At 72.1% G+C, this 17,485-nt stretch carries 21 protein-coding genes and 2 pseudogenes; 12 read left to right on the top strand and 11 right to left on the bottom strand.

The window, feature by feature from the left end; translation table 11 throughout:
- The first annotated feature begins 62 nt into the window (after positions 1-62).
- Positions 63-530 (top strand): hypothetical protein, encoded by a 468-nt coding sequence (locus OTB19_RS18070; protein WP_267799303.1) that lies wholly within the window; start codon positions 63-65, stop codon positions 528-530.
- A gap of 38 nt (positions 531-568) precedes the next feature.
- Here OTB19_RS18070 and OTB19_RS18075 read toward each other — a convergent pair whose 3' ends face one another.
- The 8 genes from OTB19_RS18075 to OTB19_RS18110 form a co-directional block, all read right to left on the bottom strand.
- The gene (locus OTB19_RS18075) at positions 569-1,897 is read right to left on the bottom strand and encodes an AI-2E family transporter (protein WP_267799304.1); all 1,329 of its coding nucleotides are present in this window, start codon (positions 1,895-1,897) and stop codon (positions 569-571) included.
- A 318-nt stretch (positions 1,898-2,215) separates the two neighbouring features.
- On the bottom strand, positions 2,216-2,818 hold the full coding sequence (locus tag OTB19_RS18080) for a hypothetical protein (protein WP_267799305.1): 603 nt from the start codon (positions 2,816-2,818) through the stop codon (positions 2,216-2,218).
- 1 nt (position 2,819) lies between these two features.
- Positions 2,820-3,368 carry a hypothetical protein gene (locus OTB19_RS18085; protein WP_267799306.1) on the bottom strand — a complete coding sequence of 183 codons (549 nt, stop codon included), beginning with the start codon at positions 3,366-3,368 and terminating at the stop codon, positions 2,820-2,822.
- Between the two features lie 187 nt (positions 3,369-3,555).
- Entirely contained in the window at positions 3,556-3,966 is a 411-nt protein-coding gene (locus OTB19_RS18090; protein WP_267799307.1) for an ATP-binding protein, read from the bottom strand.
- Positions 3,967-4,134: 168 nt separating this feature from the next.
- Entirely contained in the window at positions 4,135-4,527 is a 393-nt protein-coding gene (locus OTB19_RS18095; RefSeq protein WP_267799308.1) for an SsgA family sporulation/cell division regulator, read from the bottom strand.
- 103 nt (positions 4,528-4,630) lie between these two features.
- Positions 4,631-5,170 carry a DUF6328 family protein gene (locus OTB19_RS18100; RefSeq protein ID WP_267799309.1) on the bottom strand — a complete coding sequence of 180 codons (540 nt, stop codon included), beginning with the start codon at positions 5,168-5,170 and terminating at the stop codon, positions 4,631-4,633.
- A gap of 339 nt (positions 5,171-5,509) precedes the next feature.
- Positions 5,510-5,665, bottom strand: a complete 156-nt coding sequence (locus tag OTB19_RS18105; protein WP_199826501.1) for a DUF6131 family protein — start codon at positions 5,663-5,665, stop codon at positions 5,510-5,512.
- A gap of 76 nt (positions 5,666-5,741) precedes the next feature.
- Complete coding sequence (locus tag OTB19_RS18110; protein ID WP_267799310.1) at positions 5,742-6,005, bottom strand: hypothetical protein; 264 nt, start codon at positions 6,003-6,005, stop codon at positions 5,742-5,744.
- Between the two features lie 188 nt (positions 6,006-6,193).
- Here OTB19_RS18110 and OTB19_RS43650 point away from each other — a divergent pair, with 188 nt between their 5' ends.
- Entirely contained in the window at positions 6,194-6,565 is a 372-nt protein-coding gene (locus tag OTB19_RS43650) for a transposase (protein WP_385646084.1), read from the top strand.
- Between the two features lie 238 nt (positions 6,566-6,803).
- Here the strand turns inward: OTB19_RS43650 and OTB19_RS18120 are convergent, their stop codons facing one another.
- Positions 6,804-7,088, bottom strand: coding sequence for a hypothetical protein (locus tag OTB19_RS18120; protein ID WP_267799311.1), 285 nt, complete (start codon positions 7,086-7,088; stop codon positions 6,804-6,806).
- Positions 7,089-7,580: 492 nt separating this feature from the next.
- Between OTB19_RS18120 and OTB19_RS18125 the strand changes: the two genes are divergently transcribed.
- The 6 genes and pseudogenes from OTB19_RS18125 (at position 7,581) to OTB19_RS18150 (ending at position 12,549) form a co-directional block, all read left to right on the top strand.
- On the top strand, positions 7,581-8,264 hold the full coding sequence (locus OTB19_RS18125; RefSeq protein ID WP_267799312.1) for an HAD family acid phosphatase: 684 nt from the start codon (positions 7,581-7,583) through the stop codon (positions 8,262-8,264).
- 189 nt (positions 8,265-8,453) lie between these two features.
- Positions 8,454-9,830, top strand: a complete 1,377-nt coding sequence (locus tag OTB19_RS18130) for a pectate lyase family protein (protein WP_267799313.1) — start codon at positions 8,454-8,456, stop codon at positions 9,828-9,830.
- Between the two features lie 95 nt (positions 9,831-9,925).
- Positions 9,926-10,459, top strand: coding sequence for a SigE family RNA polymerase sigma factor (locus OTB19_RS18135; protein ID WP_267799314.1), 534 nt, complete (start codon positions 9,926-9,928; stop codon positions 10,457-10,459).
- Positions 10,456-11,115, top strand: a complete 660-nt coding sequence (locus tag OTB19_RS18140) for a hypothetical protein (RefSeq protein ID WP_267799315.1) — start codon at positions 10,456-10,458, stop codon at positions 11,113-11,115. Before OTB19_RS18135 ends, OTB19_RS18140 begins: the two co-directional genes overlap by 4 nt.
- A gap of 37 nt (positions 11,116-11,152) precedes the next feature.
- A pseudogene (locus OTB19_RS18145) lies at positions 11,153-11,617 on the top strand (VOC family protein).
- Positions 11,618-12,039: 422 nt separating this feature from the next.
- Positions 12,040-12,549 (top strand): DoxX family protein, encoded by a 510-nt coding sequence (locus OTB19_RS18150; RefSeq protein ID WP_267799316.1) that lies wholly within the window; start codon positions 12,040-12,042, stop codon positions 12,547-12,549.
- Here the strand turns inward: OTB19_RS18150 and OTB19_RS18155 are convergent.
- Positions 12,533-13,642, bottom strand: coding sequence for a glutamate--cysteine ligase (locus tag OTB19_RS18155; protein ID WP_267799317.1), 1,110 nt, complete (start codon positions 13,640-13,642; stop codon positions 12,533-12,535). The two genes, OTB19_RS18150 and OTB19_RS18155, sit on opposite strands and share 17 nt — an antisense overlap.
- 175 nt (positions 13,643-13,817) lie before the next feature.
- On the opposite strand from OTB19_RS18155, the gene OTB19_RS18160 reads away from it, so the two are divergent.
- The 4 genes and pseudogenes from OTB19_RS18160 (at position 13,818) to OTB19_RS18175 (ending at position 16,803) form a co-directional block, all read left to right on the top strand.
- A complete protein-coding gene (locus tag OTB19_RS18160) occupies positions 13,818-14,084 on the top strand; it encodes a GlsB/YeaQ/YmgE family stress response membrane protein (RefSeq protein WP_053678076.1) in 267 nt (88 codons plus the stop codon).
- A 59-nt stretch (positions 14,085-14,143) separates the two neighbouring features.
- A complete protein-coding gene (locus OTB19_RS18165) occupies positions 14,144-14,650 on the top strand; it encodes a hemerythrin domain-containing protein (protein ID WP_267799318.1) in 507 nt (168 codons plus the stop codon).
- A 44-nt stretch (positions 14,651-14,694) separates the two neighbouring features.
- Complete coding sequence (locus tag OTB19_RS18170) at positions 14,695-15,123, top strand: hypothetical protein (RefSeq protein ID WP_267799319.1); 429 nt, start codon at positions 14,695-14,697, stop codon at positions 15,121-15,123.
- A gap of 186 nt (positions 15,124-15,309) precedes the next feature.
- Positions 15,310-16,803, top strand: a pseudogene (locus OTB19_RS18175) (MFS transporter).
- A gap of 37 nt (positions 16,804-16,840) precedes the next feature.
- On the opposite strand, the gene OTB19_RS18180 reads toward OTB19_RS18175, so the two are convergent.
- The gene (locus tag OTB19_RS18180) at positions 16,841-17,392 is read right to left on the bottom strand and encodes an ATP-binding protein (protein WP_267799320.1); all 552 of its coding nucleotides are present in this window, start codon (positions 17,390-17,392) and stop codon (positions 16,841-16,843) included.
- Positions 17,393-17,485: the final 93 nt, after the last annotated feature.

Raw genomic sequence — 17,485 nt, forward strand, 5'->3', positions numbered from 1 at the left:
GGATCGTCCGCCGGCCCGCCCACGCACCCGCGGTGGCCGGCCCGAGCTCAATGGAGAGCCGAATGAACCGTGTGTGGATGCGCACCCTCTCGCTGGTCGTTCTCGCGGGTCTCGCCGCCGGGGCGACGGGGTGTTCCGACGGCAGCACGCCGTCCGATGTCGCCTCGAAGGCGGCGTCCGCCGTGCAGTCGGTCGGGGCGGGTCTGGACTCCGCGGCGGCCGAGGCGAAGAAGAAGCTCGACGGGGTGAAGGACGGGGTGAACGCGAAGAACGACGTGACCCTCGGAACCGTCGCCCGGGACACCGACGGGCGCACCACCGTCCCCGTGACGGTGTCCAACACGGCCGGCGACAAGAAGTCCTTCGCCGTACAGGTCGACTTCCGCGACAGCGGGGGCACCCTGCTCGACACCGTCGTGGTGACCGTCGCGGACGTGACGGCCGGCGCGACCGGCAAGGGCACGGCCCGCAGCACCCGGAGCCTTTCGGGCGAGGTGAAGGCCGAGACCGGGACCGCCCTGCGCTACTGAGACGCGCACGGCGGTCCCGGCTCGACCCGGCGGAAGCCTCAGGCGGGGCCGTCGGCGACGGGAGTGGTCGGCCCCGGGTCGGCCGGGGGCTCCGACCCGGTTTCCGGCGCGGACCGGGTACCGGGCTGCGCCCCGTCCTCGGCGGGGGGCTCGTCGCCCTCGTTTCCCGCGTAGGCGCGCAGGTGACCGATCACCGTGTTGGCGACGGCGACCAGCGGCACGGCGACGACGGCGCCGCCGATCCCCGCGACCAGTCCACCGGTCGCGACGGCCAGGACCACGGCCAGGGGATGGACCCGGACCGCACGCCCCAGGATGAAGGGCTGGAGGATGTGCCCTTCGATCTGCTGGACCGCGAGCACCACCAGCAGGGCCATGAGCGCGGTGAACACGCCCTGGGTGACGAGTGCGACGACCACGGCGAGGGCCCCGGACACCACCGCGCCGACCAGCGGCACGAACGACGCCAGGAAGATCACCACACCGATGGGCACGGCGAGCGGGACGCCCAGGAGGTAGATGCCGACGCCGATGAAGAGCGCGTCGATCAGGGCGACGATCATCGTCCCGCGCACGTACGCGGTGAGCGTGCCCCAAGCGCGCGGACCGGCGCCCGCCACGCCCGGCCGGGCGACGGCCGGGACCAGTTTGAGCGTCCACTGCCAGATGCGCTTGCCGTCGTACAGCAGGAAGAGCGTGGAGAACATCGCCAGCAGCATGCCGGTGAAGATCTCCACGAGCACGGTCACGCCTTGGAGGCCCGTGGAAGTGATCTCGCTGGTGCTGGTGCCGATCGCGTCGCTCAGGTTCTTGGCGACGTCATTGATCTGCTGCTCGGTCACGTGGAACGGACTGTCGAGCAGCCACTGTTTGAGTTCCTCGATGCCTTCCTGGAGGCGCCCCGAGAGGGTGTCGAGGTTGTCGAGCACCTGCCAGACCACGAACCAGCCGACCAGGCCCAGCACGAGGAACCCGCAGATCGCGGTCACCGCGGTGGCCAGGCCCTGGGACAGGCCGCTTCGGTGCAGTCGGGCGACCGTCGGCTGGAGCAGCGCGGTGACCAGAAGGGCGACGACGAAGGCGAGGACGACGAGTCGGACGGCGCCGATGACCCGCATCAGCACCCACAGCGTGGCCGCGAGCACGAGGAACCGCCAGCCCGCCTCGGCCGCCACCCGAATGCTCCAGGGCACCGCCACGGCCGGATCCGGTGTACGGGGGCGGGCGCGTCGGGCCTCTGCCGTCCGCTCCTCCTCCGCGTTCTCCCCGTACTCCGCGTCGCGGCGCGCCTGGGCCTGCGCGCGGCGCTCGCCGAGCGCGGTCGCGCCTTCTTTCACGCGGTCGAGCCATCTGTGGATTCCGGGCATTCGGAACCTCCCTCCGTGTCGTTGCCCTTCTGCCCTCGATCTGCTCCGTCAGCCGGGTGGGCCGCGGTCGGTTCGGGAGTCGGTTCGGGAGTCGGTTCACACGGCGAGGGGCCCGGCGTCGTGTGTCCGACGCCGGGCCCTGGGTGGTGCGGTTGCGCGGTCCACGACGGCTTCCCTCCGCTGTCCGGTACGGGGCGACTCGCCCCGGGAGGTCCAGCGTGGTTCATCCGGCCCGCTCCGGCATCCGCGCGTGACTCGGCGACCAGCGGGAGCGTGGGGGTCAAGGGCTCGATGCGGTGCCCCGACCCGGTGCGCGCCTCAGGTGTTGAGGAGGCGGTTGAAGAAGGAGCGGTAGCGCTGCAGCGCGAGGCGCAGGTCCTCCGTGGCGACCTGTTCGCCCCGGTCCCACTGGCCCTCCAGGTCCTGCTTGTGCGCGGAGAAGGTCCGGGCGAGCTCCTGCATCACCTCGGCCACCAGGGTGTCGGCGGACCGCACCGCTTCCTGCGGGTCGTCCACGAAGCGCCCCTGGATCTCGCTCCACTGCTTGCGCAGGCCGTCCGCGTCGGCTCCCCCGAGCAGGGGCTCGTCCGATTCGCCGGCGCCGACCTCGTCGGTGCTCGCCTCGGTGCGCGCCGGCTCGTCCCGCAGGCCGTCCCGGCCGAACTCGCGCGGGTCGCCTGCCGAGACCTCGCGCGGGTCGTCCCGTACGCCGTCCAGGGGGTCGGCCGGCAGGCCGTCCCGACCGAACTCTCGCGGGTCCTCGCGCGGGTCGTCGCGTATGACGTCGCCCTCGGTCCCGGCGGTGGTGTCGGCCCCGCCGGGATACACGCCGGAGCCGCGCTCGGTACCCGGGTGGGCGAGGCTCTCCGTGGTCAGGCGGCCCTCGACGGGTCGGCCGGTCGTGTCTTCGTTCTCCCGCATGTCATCGGCTCCCTTGGTTCGTGTTCGTCAGCAGGTCGTCGAACAGAGCGCGGTAGTGCACCATCGCCCCGCGGAGTTCCTCGGTCGTCGTCTCGCCCTCGCCGCTGCGCACGTTGACCTCGTGGGCCGCGCGGTAGTGTTCGAGGGTGCGTCCGTGTTCGACGGACAGGTCACGCAGTTGTCCGTGGAACCCGTCCGCCGGGTAGCCGCGCTCCCGCATCAGCCGGGACACCAGCTCGTCGGCCCGGGCGACCGACCCTTCCGGGCGGTCCACGAAGGCTTCCTGTACGCCGCGCCACTCCTCGGCGTACTCCGTCCGGCGTTCGGCGGGCAGGTCCTTGATCTCGAACGTGTCGTGGCGCTGTTGGCGCGCCCTCAGCTCGCGGTCGGCCGCCATCCGGCTGCCGGCGGCCTCGGCCGTCCGGTCGTATTCGGGGCCGAACTGCCGCTGGAGGTTCCTGCGGCGCGTGAACAACCACACTCCCGCGGCGAGGGCGATGAGCACCAGCGCGGCGGGAACGATGATCGCGATGAGCGTGCTTGTGGACATGTTGGCCTCCAGGCCGCGGCCTCGTCTCTTCGGTTGCTGTGGCGGCTGCCCGCAACCCCCGGGCACAAACCCGCCCGGGTGGAGTCGAGATGAGTGGGTGTAAGTGGGTGGGGTGGCAGGGGCCACCGGTGCGCGCGCCGCCCTCGGGAGTGGTGTGTGCACCCCTCGGCGGGTCGCGCGGCGCGTGTCAGCTCGTGTGCGGGTGGGGCGGGCCGGCGGGGTGGAAGCAGGCGGTGATCGCCTTGCCGCCGTGGCAGGCGTGCACGTCCCAGGTGTCGGCGAGCGTCGCCACGATGCCCAGGCCGCGCCCGGAGGTCGCTCCCTCGCCGGGCTCGCGCGGCTCGGGCAGGTGGGGGTCGCCGTCGGCGACGCTCACGTGCAGGCAGCTGCCGTCCCAGGTCAGCACCAGATGTGCGGCACCCTCGGTGTGCAGGTGCGCGTTGGTGACCAGCTCGGACACGGTGAGCAGGACGGAGTGCACGGTGTCCGGCTCCTCCCGTGCCCACGGCAGGGTGTCGAGGTGTTCGTCGGTCCAGCGGCGTGCCGCACGGACTCCTTCGGCGATGGGGAACGAGCGTGCCCATCCGACCGCTTTCATGACCACTGGCTCCGCCTCCCGCCTGTTCCCGGACCGACCGGCCCTGATACCCGTGACTCGTGTGCCCGTCGCTCGTGTGGCCTCATGGCGCTGTCCGGCTGTCCGTCCGCGTGCCCTTCGCCGTGTCGAGCGTGCCCCCTCGGGCGGCCGGCACGCCGGCGAGCGTCGTCATTCGGCGGCGAACACCTCGGCGAGGAAGCCGTCGACGTCCTGGTTCTCCTCACCCGCGGCCACCATGGCGTAGGTCTGTTCCAGGAACCGCGACACCGCGCCGGCGTCCGCGAGGAGCACCGCGCGTCCCTGACCCGACGAGGGGTCGCCGCGCAGCTCGAAGCGGACGGCGGGATGTGCGCCGTCCCGCTGGGGTCGCAGGGAGACGTCTCCCTCCCCCACGGGCCGGCGCAGCCCGTCGGCCAGCATCTGCCGGTCGAGGTACCACTGGGCCAGGAAGGTCTCGCCGTACACGAACTGTGCCCGGACCGCGTGCGGGTCGCTGCCTTCGTAGGTCATCCGGGCCTCGACGACGAGCGGGAGTCCCGCTTCCTCTTCTTCCAGACGCATCGAAATCGTGTCCGACACACAGGTCTTCACAGGGGCCTCCGGAACGCGGTCGGTGGATTCCTCCGCCTGCCCTCGGAACGCCCCCTCATGCCTGGCCGGTTCCTCAGTCCTCGTCGGTGTAGCGGAAGCGGGCCCACAGGGGCAGGAGGAACCAGCAGACGAGGAACCAGAGGAACACCCCGGCCACGATCCACGGCGCGAGCATGTTGTGGGTGGCGACCCGCAGGACGAGCAGCAGGGCGGTCACGAGGGTGCACAACAACAGGACCAGTCCGACGAAGGTGAGCCGGGAGCACCAGGCGACGGCCTGGGGCTTGATGCGACGGCCCGAGACGATCCGATGGAAGGCGACCGGGGCGATCAGGGCGCCGGTGGCGAGCGATCCCAGGACGACGGTGATGATGTAGATCGTCTTGTCGGTCGACGGGAGCCCGTGGAAGAGCGGGGTGAACACGACCGTCAGCAGGAAGCCGAAGAGGATCTGCACTCCGGTCTGGGCCACGCGTATCTCTTGTACGAGTTCCTGCCATTGGCGGTCGGCGCGCTCCTCGGGGCTCTCGCCTCTGCCGTCGTGCGACCGCCCTCGTCCGGCCACGGGGGTCTTGCCCTCGTCGTCGGACGCGGCCTGTGCGGGGTCCGCCATGATGATGTCCCTTCTGGCGGCCTTCCGGCCGCGCGGCGTGAGTCCGCGGGGCCGCGGTGGGGAGGGGACCTCCCGAAATCATCGAACGCATGCCCGGGCGAACGCGTCTCACACCCGTCGGATCCGCGCGCGACACCGGTCGGATCCGCGCGCGGCGCCCGTGTAGGGCGCCGTCGGGGGTCGCCGGGTGCGCGCGAGGGGCGGACACCGCGATCGGTGTCCGCCCCTCGGCCGTGCGGTGGAACGAACCACCGGCCCGGTGTGTGTGGTTGCCCGCGTACGGGCCGATGTGTGACGCCGTGAAGGACACCGCCTACCGGCGTCCGGTGGTTGCGTCGCCTAGTAGTAGTGCTTCCGTCCGCCCAGAGCGTGCCCCATGGCGCCCAGGATCCACAGGATCAGGCCTACGACGATGAGGATGATCCCGATGGTGTACAGGATGCTGATGTGGGCCACGATCGCGACGATGAGCAGGATTACTCCGAGGATGATCACGGTGCCCTCCGATCTTCGCGTGATGATTCTTCACTGTGGGCCCGGTGGCCGCGTGGCTCCGGGGTGGGGGGACGGTTCAGTGTCCGAACAGGTGCCGCCTTCGAGGGACTCCTCCCGCGGGGCGGGACTCGTCGGTGGGCGGGGCTTGGGTGGTGGGGGCGTTGGCGGGGTCCGGGTCGGCCGGGGCCCGCGTGAGCGTGACGCCCGTCGCGGGATCCCGGTAACCGAGGACGTCGAATCCCTGTCCGATCCCTTGGCCGACCCCGGCGTTGCCGAGGACACCGGCGATCGCGACGACGACCGCGGCGATCAGAACGACCAGCCCGAGGGTGATCAGCATGGCGCCCTCCCAGCGAATTCGTGCGCCGAAGGGGCGCACGGGGCAGCCTTCAACCACGCTCCTGCCCGTTTATCCGCTCTCCATACCGGACTGCGTTCATTGCCCCGAAACCCCCCGGAAAGGCAGCGTGCGGGAACCGGTGGCCCTTGGGGCGTGCCGGTGGGGTGCGGCCGGTCGTTGATGCTCCCGTGGAGCGCCGATTTCAGTTGAGTGACGAGGCCTGGACCGCGATCGAGACGCGGCTCGGCAGGCCCGCGGCCCGTGTGGAGCGCACGGCCGTCGAGGCCATCGTGTGGAAACTGTCGACGGGAGCCGCCTGGCGGGATCTACCCGCCCGGTACGGCCCCTGGCACAGCATGGCCGAGCGGTACCGGATCTGGGTCGGTGACGGCACTTGGGGCCGCATCGAGGCGGCACTGGTGTCCTCCCCCGCCGATCTGGTGGGCGAGGACGACTGGAGCACCCGATGGCTCCCCCGGCAGGCCGACACCGCACCCGCCGACGAGGCTTCGGGCCTCGCCGCCCGGACGGGGCCGGCCGGGGAGGCCGGGGCGCCGTGACCGGCCGGGAAGGGGGGACACCGCCCTCGACCCGAGGTGACCGGTTCCCGTCGACGCCGGTGACCACTTCGTCGATCGGTCGTTGAACCCGACGCTCGGCGAAACGAACACCACGAGGTCCCGGAGCCCCCGCATCCGGGACCTCGTGGTGTCCCGGGCCGACCGGGGCACTCTGCGGGTCACGAGGTCGTCTCTTTCGGATCTTGCGGGGGCCGCGGCAAGATCCGAAAGAGACGGCCTAGGGCAGGCCCGCGGCCCGCCGACGCTCCAGCATCTCCCCGACCGACACCGTCGGCATGTGCCCGGCCAGCGCGACCGCGACCCGCGGGCCCCGGTCGGCGTCGGCGGCGAGCATCGCCCGGCCCCACCAGCGCAGCAGTACGCCCCTCGCCTCGTCGGGCGCGGCGAGCAGGAGTTCGGCGTGGAACTCCCGGCGGCACTCCCCCGACAGCGCCGCCGCGATGCCCTCGGCGTGCCGCGGGATCCGCCGCGGTCCGTGCGGGTGAACCGGTTGCGCGCTCATGGGACGTTCCCCTCGATCGACTGCTGCCCCGAGTCTGCCCCCTGGCGGGCCGTGAGGTCGAGCGTTCGCGCGCAAAGCCGGTCCGTGCGCCCGTTCGGATCGCGGCGGCGCCGTCCGTGTCGCCTCGGACATGACAGCCGGTCAGCGGCGTCGTGACCGCGGGCCGGTCTCCCCGGGATGACGGGTCGCGAGGGCCGGGCCGCCGCCGCGTCCGCTCTCTCGGTCGCTCACTCGCGGACGGGCAGCCGGCCCGGCCTCGTCGGTCATTCGGAGCCGCCCCACGAGGGGATTGGCCGGGTGACGGGTACGGCGACCCGGCCGGGACACGAGGACACCGTCCGCGCCCGCGCGCCCGGCTCCGTCCGGACCGTCCCTCGCGACCAGGCATTCATCCGTCGGCCACGAAATGTTTCTTACCGGCCAGTAGACATGGCGGCGACGCTCCCCAAGCATGGGCGCGTACATGCCAACGTGTGACGAGGAGCGTCCCCCATGCGCAGCACCCGCCCCCGCACCACCCGCACCGCCACCGCCGCCGCGGTGGCCGCCGCGGCCACCGTCCTGACCCTGCTTCCGGCCACCGCCGCGGACGCGGCCGACCGATCCGCGCCCACGTCCGCGCCCGCGGTCTCGGCCCCCGCCGCGTCCGCGCCCGGCGGCAACGCCGCGATCCTCGGCATCGACTACGCCACCTGGCAGCGGGACGTCGCCGACGTCATCGACGCGGCCCGCCCCGCCATCGAGCAGCGCATCGCCGCCTCGCCCGCCGGGGAGAAGCCCGCGCTCGTCCTCGACATCGACAACAGCTCGTTGGAGACGGACTTCCACTGGTTCTGGACCTTCCCCACTCCCGCGATCGGCAAGGTCCGTGACCTCACCCGGTACGCGAACGAGCGTGGGGTCGCCGTCTTCTTCGTGACCGCGCGCCCGGGGATCGTGTACTCCCTCACCGAACGCAACCTGAAGGCCGTCGGCTACCCGGTCTCGGGCCTGTACGTCCGGGACCTGCCGGACCTGTTCCACGAGGTCAGCACGTACAAGACGGGCAAGCGCGCCGAGATCGAGGCCCGCGGCTACACGATCATCGCCAACATCGGGAACAACGCGAGCGACCTCGTCGGCGGCCACGCCGAACGCACCGTGAAGCTGCCCGACTACGGCGGCAAGCTGTCCTGACGCCGGCGGAGGCCGCGGCCGGGTGGCCGTCGTGTGCGACGCACGCCCACCCGCCCGCGGCCGAACCGCGTCCTTCGCGGCACAGGGCGGCGCCCGTCCGCCGAGTGGCGTGGATCACGGCAACGTATCGCGCGCGGGCGGCGACTTGGGGGTGTCAGGTCACCGCCCGAGGCAAGGAACGAAGCTCACGTGCCCACTCCCTCCCACCGTCTTCCCCGTACGCGCCGCATCGCCGTCCTCGCCGGCGGCTCCGTCGCGGCGGCGTGCGTGCTCGGCGCCGTTCCGTTCGCGATGAGCGCCCAGGCCGCCCCCGATCTCGCGCACGCCGCGCTCCCCGCACACGACGGTTGGGCGGCCGACGGCAAGGGCACCACCGGCGGCTCGGCGGCCTCCGGCAGCCGCGTGTTCACCGTCTCCACGCGGGCCGAACTCGCCAAGGCGCTGACCACCGGGTCGGCGACGGCTCCGCGCGTCGTCCGGGTGAAGGGCGCCATCGACACGAACGTCGACGACTCCGGTCGCCCCCTCGGCTGCGACGACTACGCCCAGGGCACGGGGTACTCGCTCGCCTCGTACCTGAAGGCCTACGACCCGGCGAACTGGGGCCGCTCGAAGGTGCCTTCCGGCGCCCAGGAGTCGGCGCGGGCCACCGCGCAGAAGCGGCAGGCGGCGCGGATGGTGCTCGACGTCCCGTCGAACACCACGATCGTCGGGGTCCCGGGTACCGGCGCCGGCCTGAAGGGCGGCAGCCTCCAGGTGAAGAAGGCGGACAACGTCATCATCCGCAACCTCGCCTTCTCCGACACCCGCGACTGCTTCCCCCAGTGGGACCCCACGGACGGTTCGACCGGCAACTGGAACTCCGCCTACGACTCGCTGTCCCTGCGCGGTGCCACCCATGTGTGGGCCGATCACAACACGTTCACCGACAGCCCCGGCCTCGACGCCGCCAACCCCCGCCGCTTCGGGCGCGAATACCAGGTCCACGACGGCGCCCTGGACATCACCAACGCCTCCGACCTGGTGACGGTGTCGTACAACCGGTTCTCCGACCACGACAAGACGATGCTCATCGGCAGCAGCGACAACGACACCCGGCTGCGGGTCACCCTGCACCACAACGTCTTCCGGGGGATCGTGCAGCGGGCCCCGCTGGCCCGCGTCGGACAAGTGCACCTGTACAACAACCACTTCGACACGACCGAGCGCGACGGCTACGCCTTCGCCTACTCCATCAGCTCCCGGGCACGCGCCCAGGTGGTCGCCGAGTACAACAACTGGACGCTTCCCGGCGCCGGGAAGACCTCCCGGCTGCTGACCGGGGACGGAACGGGTGCGCTGGCCGGGTCCGGGAACCTGGTGAACGGGCGCGTGACCGACCTGGTGGCCGCGTACAACGCCGCGAACCCGAAGAAGATCCGGCCGACGGTGAACTGGCGGCCCGTGCTCTCCGCCGGCCTGGAGACGTCCGCGGCCGGCCTTCCCGCCTCGCTCGGCCGGACGGCCGGCGCCGGCGTGCTGACCGCCTCCGGGGCCCTCGCCCGTACCGACGTCCGGACCCCGTGAGCGGAGGTCCCCCGTCCATGGCTGCTACCGTCACCCACCTGCCGCCCGCTGCCGGCACCGGCACATCGCACGGCACATCGCACGGAGGCCCCGGCTTGCTCCTCGTACACCACGACGCCTCCGCCGAGTTCCACGCCTTCTTCGAACAACACCACGCCGAACTCTCGCGGCTGGCCGCGATGCTCATCGGTGAACCGGACGCCGCCGCCGACCTGGCCGCGGACGCCCTCGTCGCCGTATGGCACCGCTGGGACCGGGTGCGCGGCGCCGATCACCCCCTCGCGTACGCCCGGGGCGTGGTGGCGAACTTGGCCCGTACCAGGATCCGTGCGGCCGTGCGCGAGCGGCGGCGGGTGAGTCTCTTCTGGTCGAACCGCCCCGAGGTGGTCGAGGCCGCGGACGTCGCCTCCGTCCTCGACGTACGAAGCGCCCTGGCCCGGCTGCCGTTTCGCAAACGGGCGTGTGTGGTCCTGCGCCACGCGCTCGACCTGTCCGAGAAGGACACCGCGCTCGCCCTCGGGATATCCGTCGGCACGGTGAAGAGCCAGACTTCCAAGGGGATGGCGGAACTACAGAAGCTGCTCGGCACGCGGGCCGCCGGCGAACTCACGGGAGGGAGGACCCGATGACCGACCTGCACGAGGAGTTGCGGGCCGCCGCACGGGCCCACGTACCGGACCGGGAGCGGATGCTCGCGCGCGTGGAACGGGGCATGGCCGACGCGCCGCCCCCCGCCGCCCGGCGGCAGGCCCTCTCCTGGCCCCGCGTCACCCTCGCCTCTCTCGCCGCCGGCGCGGCCCTGGTGGTCGGCGCCCACACCGTGGCGTCGGTGACGGGTGAAGAGGAGCGTGGCGCACGACAGGTGGTGTCGGCGCCCGACGGCGCCGGCACGCCGAGCACCGAGAGCGGGCCGCTGTGGTCCGACGGGTCCGTCGACCCGCACAGCAACACCTACTGGGCCCAGAGCAACATCACCCTCCAGACCCGGGAGCCGCTCACCGCGTTCAGCCTGGAGGTCCGCATCGCACAGACGGGCGGCGTGGCCACCACCGGCACCTGGCAGACCCTGCCGGCCGGCGACTTCGACGTCGTGGCCCGGGAGTCCGGCGGCGCCCTGGTCTACCGGTGGACCCTCAAGGCCGGCAGAACGGTGCCGGCGGGCCGCCATGTCTTCGCCGCCCAGTACAACCACGCCGAGGGCGGCCGGGACGCCGGGAAGGACACGTACGCGTCGACGGCCACCGCAGCCGGGGGCGCGGCGCACGAGGTCGGAGGGGGCTTCTGACCGGTGGTCGACCCGCGGTGCGCGCTACGGTCGGGCCATGGCCACCAGAATCGATCTGACGCTTGACTGTGCCGATGCCCGGCCGCTCGCCGCCTTCTGGAAGACGGCACTGGGCTACGTCGACGAGCCGCCACCCGCCCCCTTCGCCACGCGCGAGGAGTGGGCCGCCCACTTCGATCCCCCGGAGGACGGCGCGGACGCGCACGACCCGGACGCGGCCGACCCCGCGGGCGGCGGGGCGTGGCTCTGCGATCCGGACGGCGTCGGCCCCCGTCTCTCGATCCTGAGGGTTCCGGAACCCAAGCGGGCGAAGAATCGCCTGCACATGGACATCCGGGTGCCGGGGCACGGCGGTCCGGCCGAGCGGTGAGAACGGATCGGGGCGGAGTCCCGTCGTCTGGTGGTGGCGGGCGGGCGGGTCGTGGCGGAGTTCGAGGGGCACCACGTGGTGATGGCGGATCCGGAGGGCAACGAGTTCTGCGTGGCCGCCGCCCCCGCGTGAGGCGCCGGCAGGGCGTTCGGGGATTCGGTGACCGCCCCCCGTTCGGTCGGTCGCGGCGCGGTCCCGCACCCTCGCGTAGGGGCTCGCCCGCCACCGGGCGTCACGACGAGCACGCTGCGTAGTGCGACGCATGCGATGGTTCGAGCGGGTTCGCTCCGCTTTGTGGAGCGCACAGGTGGCCTGCCACGGGCCGATGTCCGCGAACGCGGTCCCGGCAGGCGGTGTCCCCACGGCCGGACGGTCGTTGAGAAGAACGGTCAGCGAAGTGGACCACGCCGAGTCCCGGGGCCTGGGCCCCGGGACTCGGCGCTTCCTGAACCGCCGGCCCGGACAAGGGCGTTGACGGGGAAGCAAAGGGCCGGCCCGGGCCCGTGTCCCGAAGGCGGTCCGAACCAGGGGCCCGGCCGCGACGTGTGCTGCGTGTGAACACGACATCCTCCGGTCCGCGGTCCGCCGCCACGCGGCACGCGCTCCTGCCCCTGCGCCTCTTCCTCGGCATCACGTTCGTGTACGCCGGCGTCGACAAACTCCTCGACCCGGCGTTCCTCTCCGCCACCGGTGACGGCTCGATCGGCCAACAGCTCGAAGGGGTGAAGGGGTCGGCCGCGATCCCGGCACTGGTGGCGGTCGCCCTGAACGACCCGGGTGGCTTCGGCCTGGCGATGGCCCTCGGCGAGACCGCCGTCGGGCTGGGGGTCCTGGCCGGCCTGCTGACCCGGATCGCGGCCCTCGGGGGCGCACTGATCTCGCTCAGCCTCTGGCTGACCGTCAGTTGGCAGGCCACCCCGTACTACTACGGAAACGACCTGGCCTACCTGATGGCCTGGACCCCGCTGGTCCTCGCGGGCGCACCGACCTTGTCCCTCGACGCGGCGCTGCGCCGGCGGCGCGCCACCCCCCGGGGCCGGCGGCGCGTCAACCGCCGAGAGTGAGGCGGGCGCACCGGGTGACCACGGCGGCGAGGTCCCCCTCGTCGCGCAGGAGGGCGCGCTGCACCCGGGCCCCGGTGCCCCGCTCCTGGAGTTCCACCAGGCCGGCCCGGACCCGTTCGGCGTCCCCGTTCTCCTCCAGGGCGTCCCGTACGTGCTCGTACAACGCCCACACGACATCCTCGGGAGAGGTCTCCGCCAGTGTGACCGGATGGATCAGGGGCCCGTCGAGCCCGGATCGGGCCGCCCGCCACGCCGCCAGCCGGAGCAGGGCGGTGTCGACCTGGGACGGGGGCTCTCCGGCCTGCCAGGCCCGGGAGGCCGTGTCCACCAGCCCGCGGGTCAGTGCGGCGAGCAGTACGGGCGTCCCCGCGTCCAGGCAGACGTCCGCCACCCGGATCTCCACCGTGGGGTAGGACGCGGCCAGCCGAGCGTCGAAGTAGATCATGCCCTCGTCGCGGAGGGCGCCGGTCGCGAGCATGGCCCGGACCCGCTCGTGGTAGCGGTCGGCGGAGCCGAAGACGCTCACCGGGCCGGCCGAGGGCCACCGGTTCCAGACCCTGCTGCGATAGCTCCCGTAGCCGGTGTCCTCTCCCTGCCAGAAGGGTGAGTTCGCGCTCAGGGCGGTCAGGACGGACAGCCAGGGGCGAATCCGGTCCAGGACCGCCACGCCCTCCTCGTCGGAGTCCACCGACACGTGAACGTGGCAGCCGCAGGTCAGCTGCTCCTGCGCCGTCAGGCCGAACTGCCGGCCGATCCACTGGTACCGCTCCCCCCTACTCAGTGAGGGCTCCACCCGGGTCGGGCAGGTGGCGAGAGCGGCGACGACCATGCCCGCGGCCTCGGCGTGCCGGGCGGCCTCGGCGCGCCAGCGCAGGATCTCCTCGCCGAGCTCGCCCATCATCGTCACCGGTTTGGTCGCGAATTCGACCTGTTGCTTGTGGAGTTCCTTCTCCAGCGGGATCTCGCCGTCGGCTCCCGCCGCGCGGCCCCCCGTCCGGATCGCGGAGGCCAGCACCGCGCCGGCGGACGCGGCGGGTTCACCGGTCCGCGGATCGACGAGCAGCAGTTCTTCCTCGACACCGACACTGCGCATACGGTCCCTTTCGCCGGCTCCTGGTCCGACGTCTGCCCACTTCCCCGGTGGGCACGCGTCCCGGGCGGGCCTGCGGCCCTCTCCTTTCGCCGGGCATTTCGCCCGGGTTTGAATTCCTCCGCAGGGAGCATTCGGCGAACGTAGGAAATTCATCGGAGCCCGGAGAGGCAACACCATGGGAATCATCGCCTGGATCATCATCGGACTGCTTGCGGGAATGATCGCGAAAGCGCTCATGCCCGGCAGGGATCCCGGCGGTTTCTTCGTCACCATCCTGATCGGCATCGCCGGTGGTCTCCTCGGCGGCTGGCTGGGGAAGGTGCTGTTCGGGGTCGACTCGATCGACGGCTTCTTCGACCTCTCGACCTGGATCGCGGCCGTCGTCGGCTCGATGATCCTGCTGCTCGTCTACCGCCTCGTCACGGGCGGCCGACGACGCTGACCTGCGGCCCTGGGCCGCGAGAACCACGCCGGGCACGACAGAACAGGCAGGAGCACGCCATGACGGCGAATGACGATGTAGTCGCTGTGATCCTGAAGGACCACCGCACCATGGAGGAACTGTTTCGCCGCATGCGGAGCGTGGAGGCCGACCGCGCCGAGGCGTTGAAGAAGTTCTCCGCGCTGCTCATCGCGCACGCCGAGGCCGAGGAGTCCGAGGTGTACGGCGCGCTGAAGCGGTTCAAGAACGTGGACGACGAGGAAGTGGAACACGGGGCCGAGGAGCACACCGAGGGCAACGAGGCGTTGCTGGCCCTCCTGGAGGTCGCCGACGTCGGCTCCGAGGAGTGGGACGAGCGCCTCGAAGACCTGTCGAAGGCGGTGTCGCACCACATCGACGAGGAGGAACGGACGATCCTCAACGGTGCCAGGGAGAACGTCCCGGACGAACGCCGGGCCGAGCTGGGCGTCGCGTTCCTGCGCGAGCGGGAGAAGCACCTGGCGGCCGACTGCGGCAGCATCGAGAACGTACGAGCCGTCCTGCACGCCCACGGTGAGGACCGATGACCGGCGCCCGCATACCGGGCGGGGCGTCGGGCAGGCGCGCCACCATGGACGATTCCACACAGCACACCACCGAGTACCGCATCACCGTCGACGGTGAGCGCTTCACCTGCGAGGACGCCCAGGGGCTGGGCCCCCAGGGCGACGGGGGCCTGCCGGGGCAGGAGCTGACCGTGACGCTCACCGGCTGCGTCCTGACCGACACCCCGAAGGCCCTCGCCTGGGCGCTCGGCCGGGAGCCGGACGGGCAGCGCACCGTCCGGATCGACGCCACGACGGCGAACGGCCGGGAGGTGGTCACCGCCTGGGACCTGACGGACGCGGCCCCGACCGGGACCGACGACGCGAGCGGCACGGCATCGAACCACGAGACGCGCATCCAGCGGCTGACGCTGCACGCCGTGAAGATCACCCCGGTGTTGCGCGACGAGGACCGGTTCCAGGACGCCGGGCCCACTCCCTCTCCCCGAGGCTGAACCGCCCGCCCCGTCGTCGTGGGACGGGGCCCGGGGGCCGTCGCGTCCCGCGGCCGTCCCCTCACACGGTCGGACCTGCCGACATGCCGAGTGGCGTGCCTGCCCGAAGAATCAGAGGTCGACACGATGGCAGGACCGTCCCGCCGCCCGCAGCCCTCGCGCAGCGGTCACGCGTCGACCGATCGGATGCTCCGTACCCTGCTCCGGCGCCGCAAGAAGGCCCCGCCCAGCGAGGACGTATCGGTCGCCGATCAGCCGCAGGTGCGCCGCGACGTGACCGCGGCCGCCCTGGGCAACACGATGGAGTGGTTCGACTTCGGCGTGTACGCCTACCTGGCCGGAACCATGGGCAAGGTCTTCTTCCCGTCGAGTTCGCCGGGCGCCCAGGTCGTCTCGACGTTCGCGACCTTCGCCGCCGCCTTCCTGGTCCGCCCCCTCGGCGGCCTCGTGTTCGGGCCGCTCGGCGACCGGATCGGCCGGCAGAAGGTCCTCGCGGCGACGATGATCATGATGGCGGCCAGTACGTTCGCCGTCGGGTTCCTCCCGACGTACGCGTCCGTCGGCTTCGTCGCGCCCCTGCTGCTCCTGGTCTGCCGGCTGGTCCAGGGCTTCTCCACGGGCGGCGAGTACGCCGGCGCGACCACCTACATCGCCGAGTACGCGCCGGACAAGCGCCGGGGGTTCCTGGGCAGCTGACTCGACTTCGGCACGTTCGTCGGTTACGCCATGGGCTCCGGCCTGGTCACCATCCTGACCCTCGTCATGGGCTCGGACGGCCGGGAGGACTGGGGCCGGCGCATCCCGTTCTTCATCGCGGGCCCGCTGGGCCTGATCGGCCTGTACATGCGGCTGAAGCTGGAGGAGACCCCGGCCTTCAAGAAGGAGGCCGCCTACGCGGCCGCCGAAGGGGAGGCGGGCGCGGAGGTCCCGGCGGCGGGCCGGGGGCACCCCAAGGAGATCTTCACGCGCCACTGGCACGCGGTGCTCATCTGCATGGGGCTGGTCCTGCTGTACAACGTCACGAACTACATGGTGACGTCCTACCTGCCCACCTACATGACCGTCACCCTGGGCGAGAACGACACCACGGCCCAGCTCCTTGTCCTCGGGACGATGCTGCTCGTGGTCCTGACGATCACGACCGTGGGCCACACCTCGGACCGCTGGGGCCGCAGACCGGTGTTCCTCGCGGGCAGTGTCGCCCTGGTGGCCCTGGCCATCCCGGCGTTCCTACTGATCCGGGAGGGCGGGATCCTGTTGCCGGCCGTGGGCTGCGCGATCCTCGGGCTGCTGCTCGTCTGCTTCGCGGGGACGGCCGCCTCCACGCTGCCCGCGCTGTTCCCGACCCGACTGCGGTACGCGGCCTTCAACATCTCGGTGTCCCTGTTCGGCGGCACGACACCGCTGTTCACCTCGGCGCTCGTGGAGGCCACCGGCAACGACATGGTCCCGGCGTACTACCTGATGGTCGCGGGCGTCATCGGATTCGTGTCGACGCTGTTCCTGCACGAGACCGCCGGAAAGCCGCTGCGCGGGCCCGGTCCGATGGTCGAGACGTCCGACGAGGCGGACGCCCTGGTGGCCCGCAGCCGCACGGCGGCCGGCCGGCAGGCCCGGGACATCTGGATCCGACCGCGCCATCCCTGGGCCCGCCACAAGCCGCGCGACCGGGACACGTGACCCGTCGGGTCCGCCGTGTCCGGTGCGCGATCGCCGTTCAGCCGTGCGTGTCCGCCTGGAGAGGGACACCGTCGAGAAGGGGCGCGGCGGGGGCCGAGGTGGTCGGCAGCGTGCTCGGCGCCGGGGCCGGCGCGGGCAGACCGGTCGTCAGGCGCACCACGTCGACCTCGGCCCAGACCACCTTGCCGTGGTCATGGGCCTGGGCGTCCCAACGGTCCGAGAGCCGCCGCACTATGTACAGGCCGTGGCCTCCCGGCGTCGCTCCCTGCTGCCGGGGACGGGGGCGCGGCAGTTCGGTCTCCCCGTCGAAGACCTCGATGCGCAGGACGTCGCCGGCGGCCGCGATCACGAACTCCTGGCAACCGCCGGCGTGCATGACGGCGTTGGTCAGCAGCTCCGACACGATGAGCAGGACGTCCTCGGCGGTCTCGTGACCGTCCCATCCCCAGTCACGCAGGGCTTCCCGGGTGAAATCTCGTCCCTTGGCGACCTGGCCGCGGGTCCCGCTCAGCGCGAGGCGCCGACGCTGGGTCACGGCCTTGATGTCCGCGCGCAGCGGATCGCCGGTCTCCGGTCCGATGGGCGTCACTGTGGTCTCACCCCCTGGGGCACTGGTCTTGTCGTTGATGTCGTACTCCTGCCGTCCTGGCCCGGTAAAAGTCCGGATCGACCGTTTCGGTGT

This window comes from Streptomyces sp. H27-H5, from assembly GCF_026627505.1.
GTDB lineage: Bacteria > Actinomycetota > Actinomycetes > Streptomycetales > Streptomycetaceae > Streptomyces.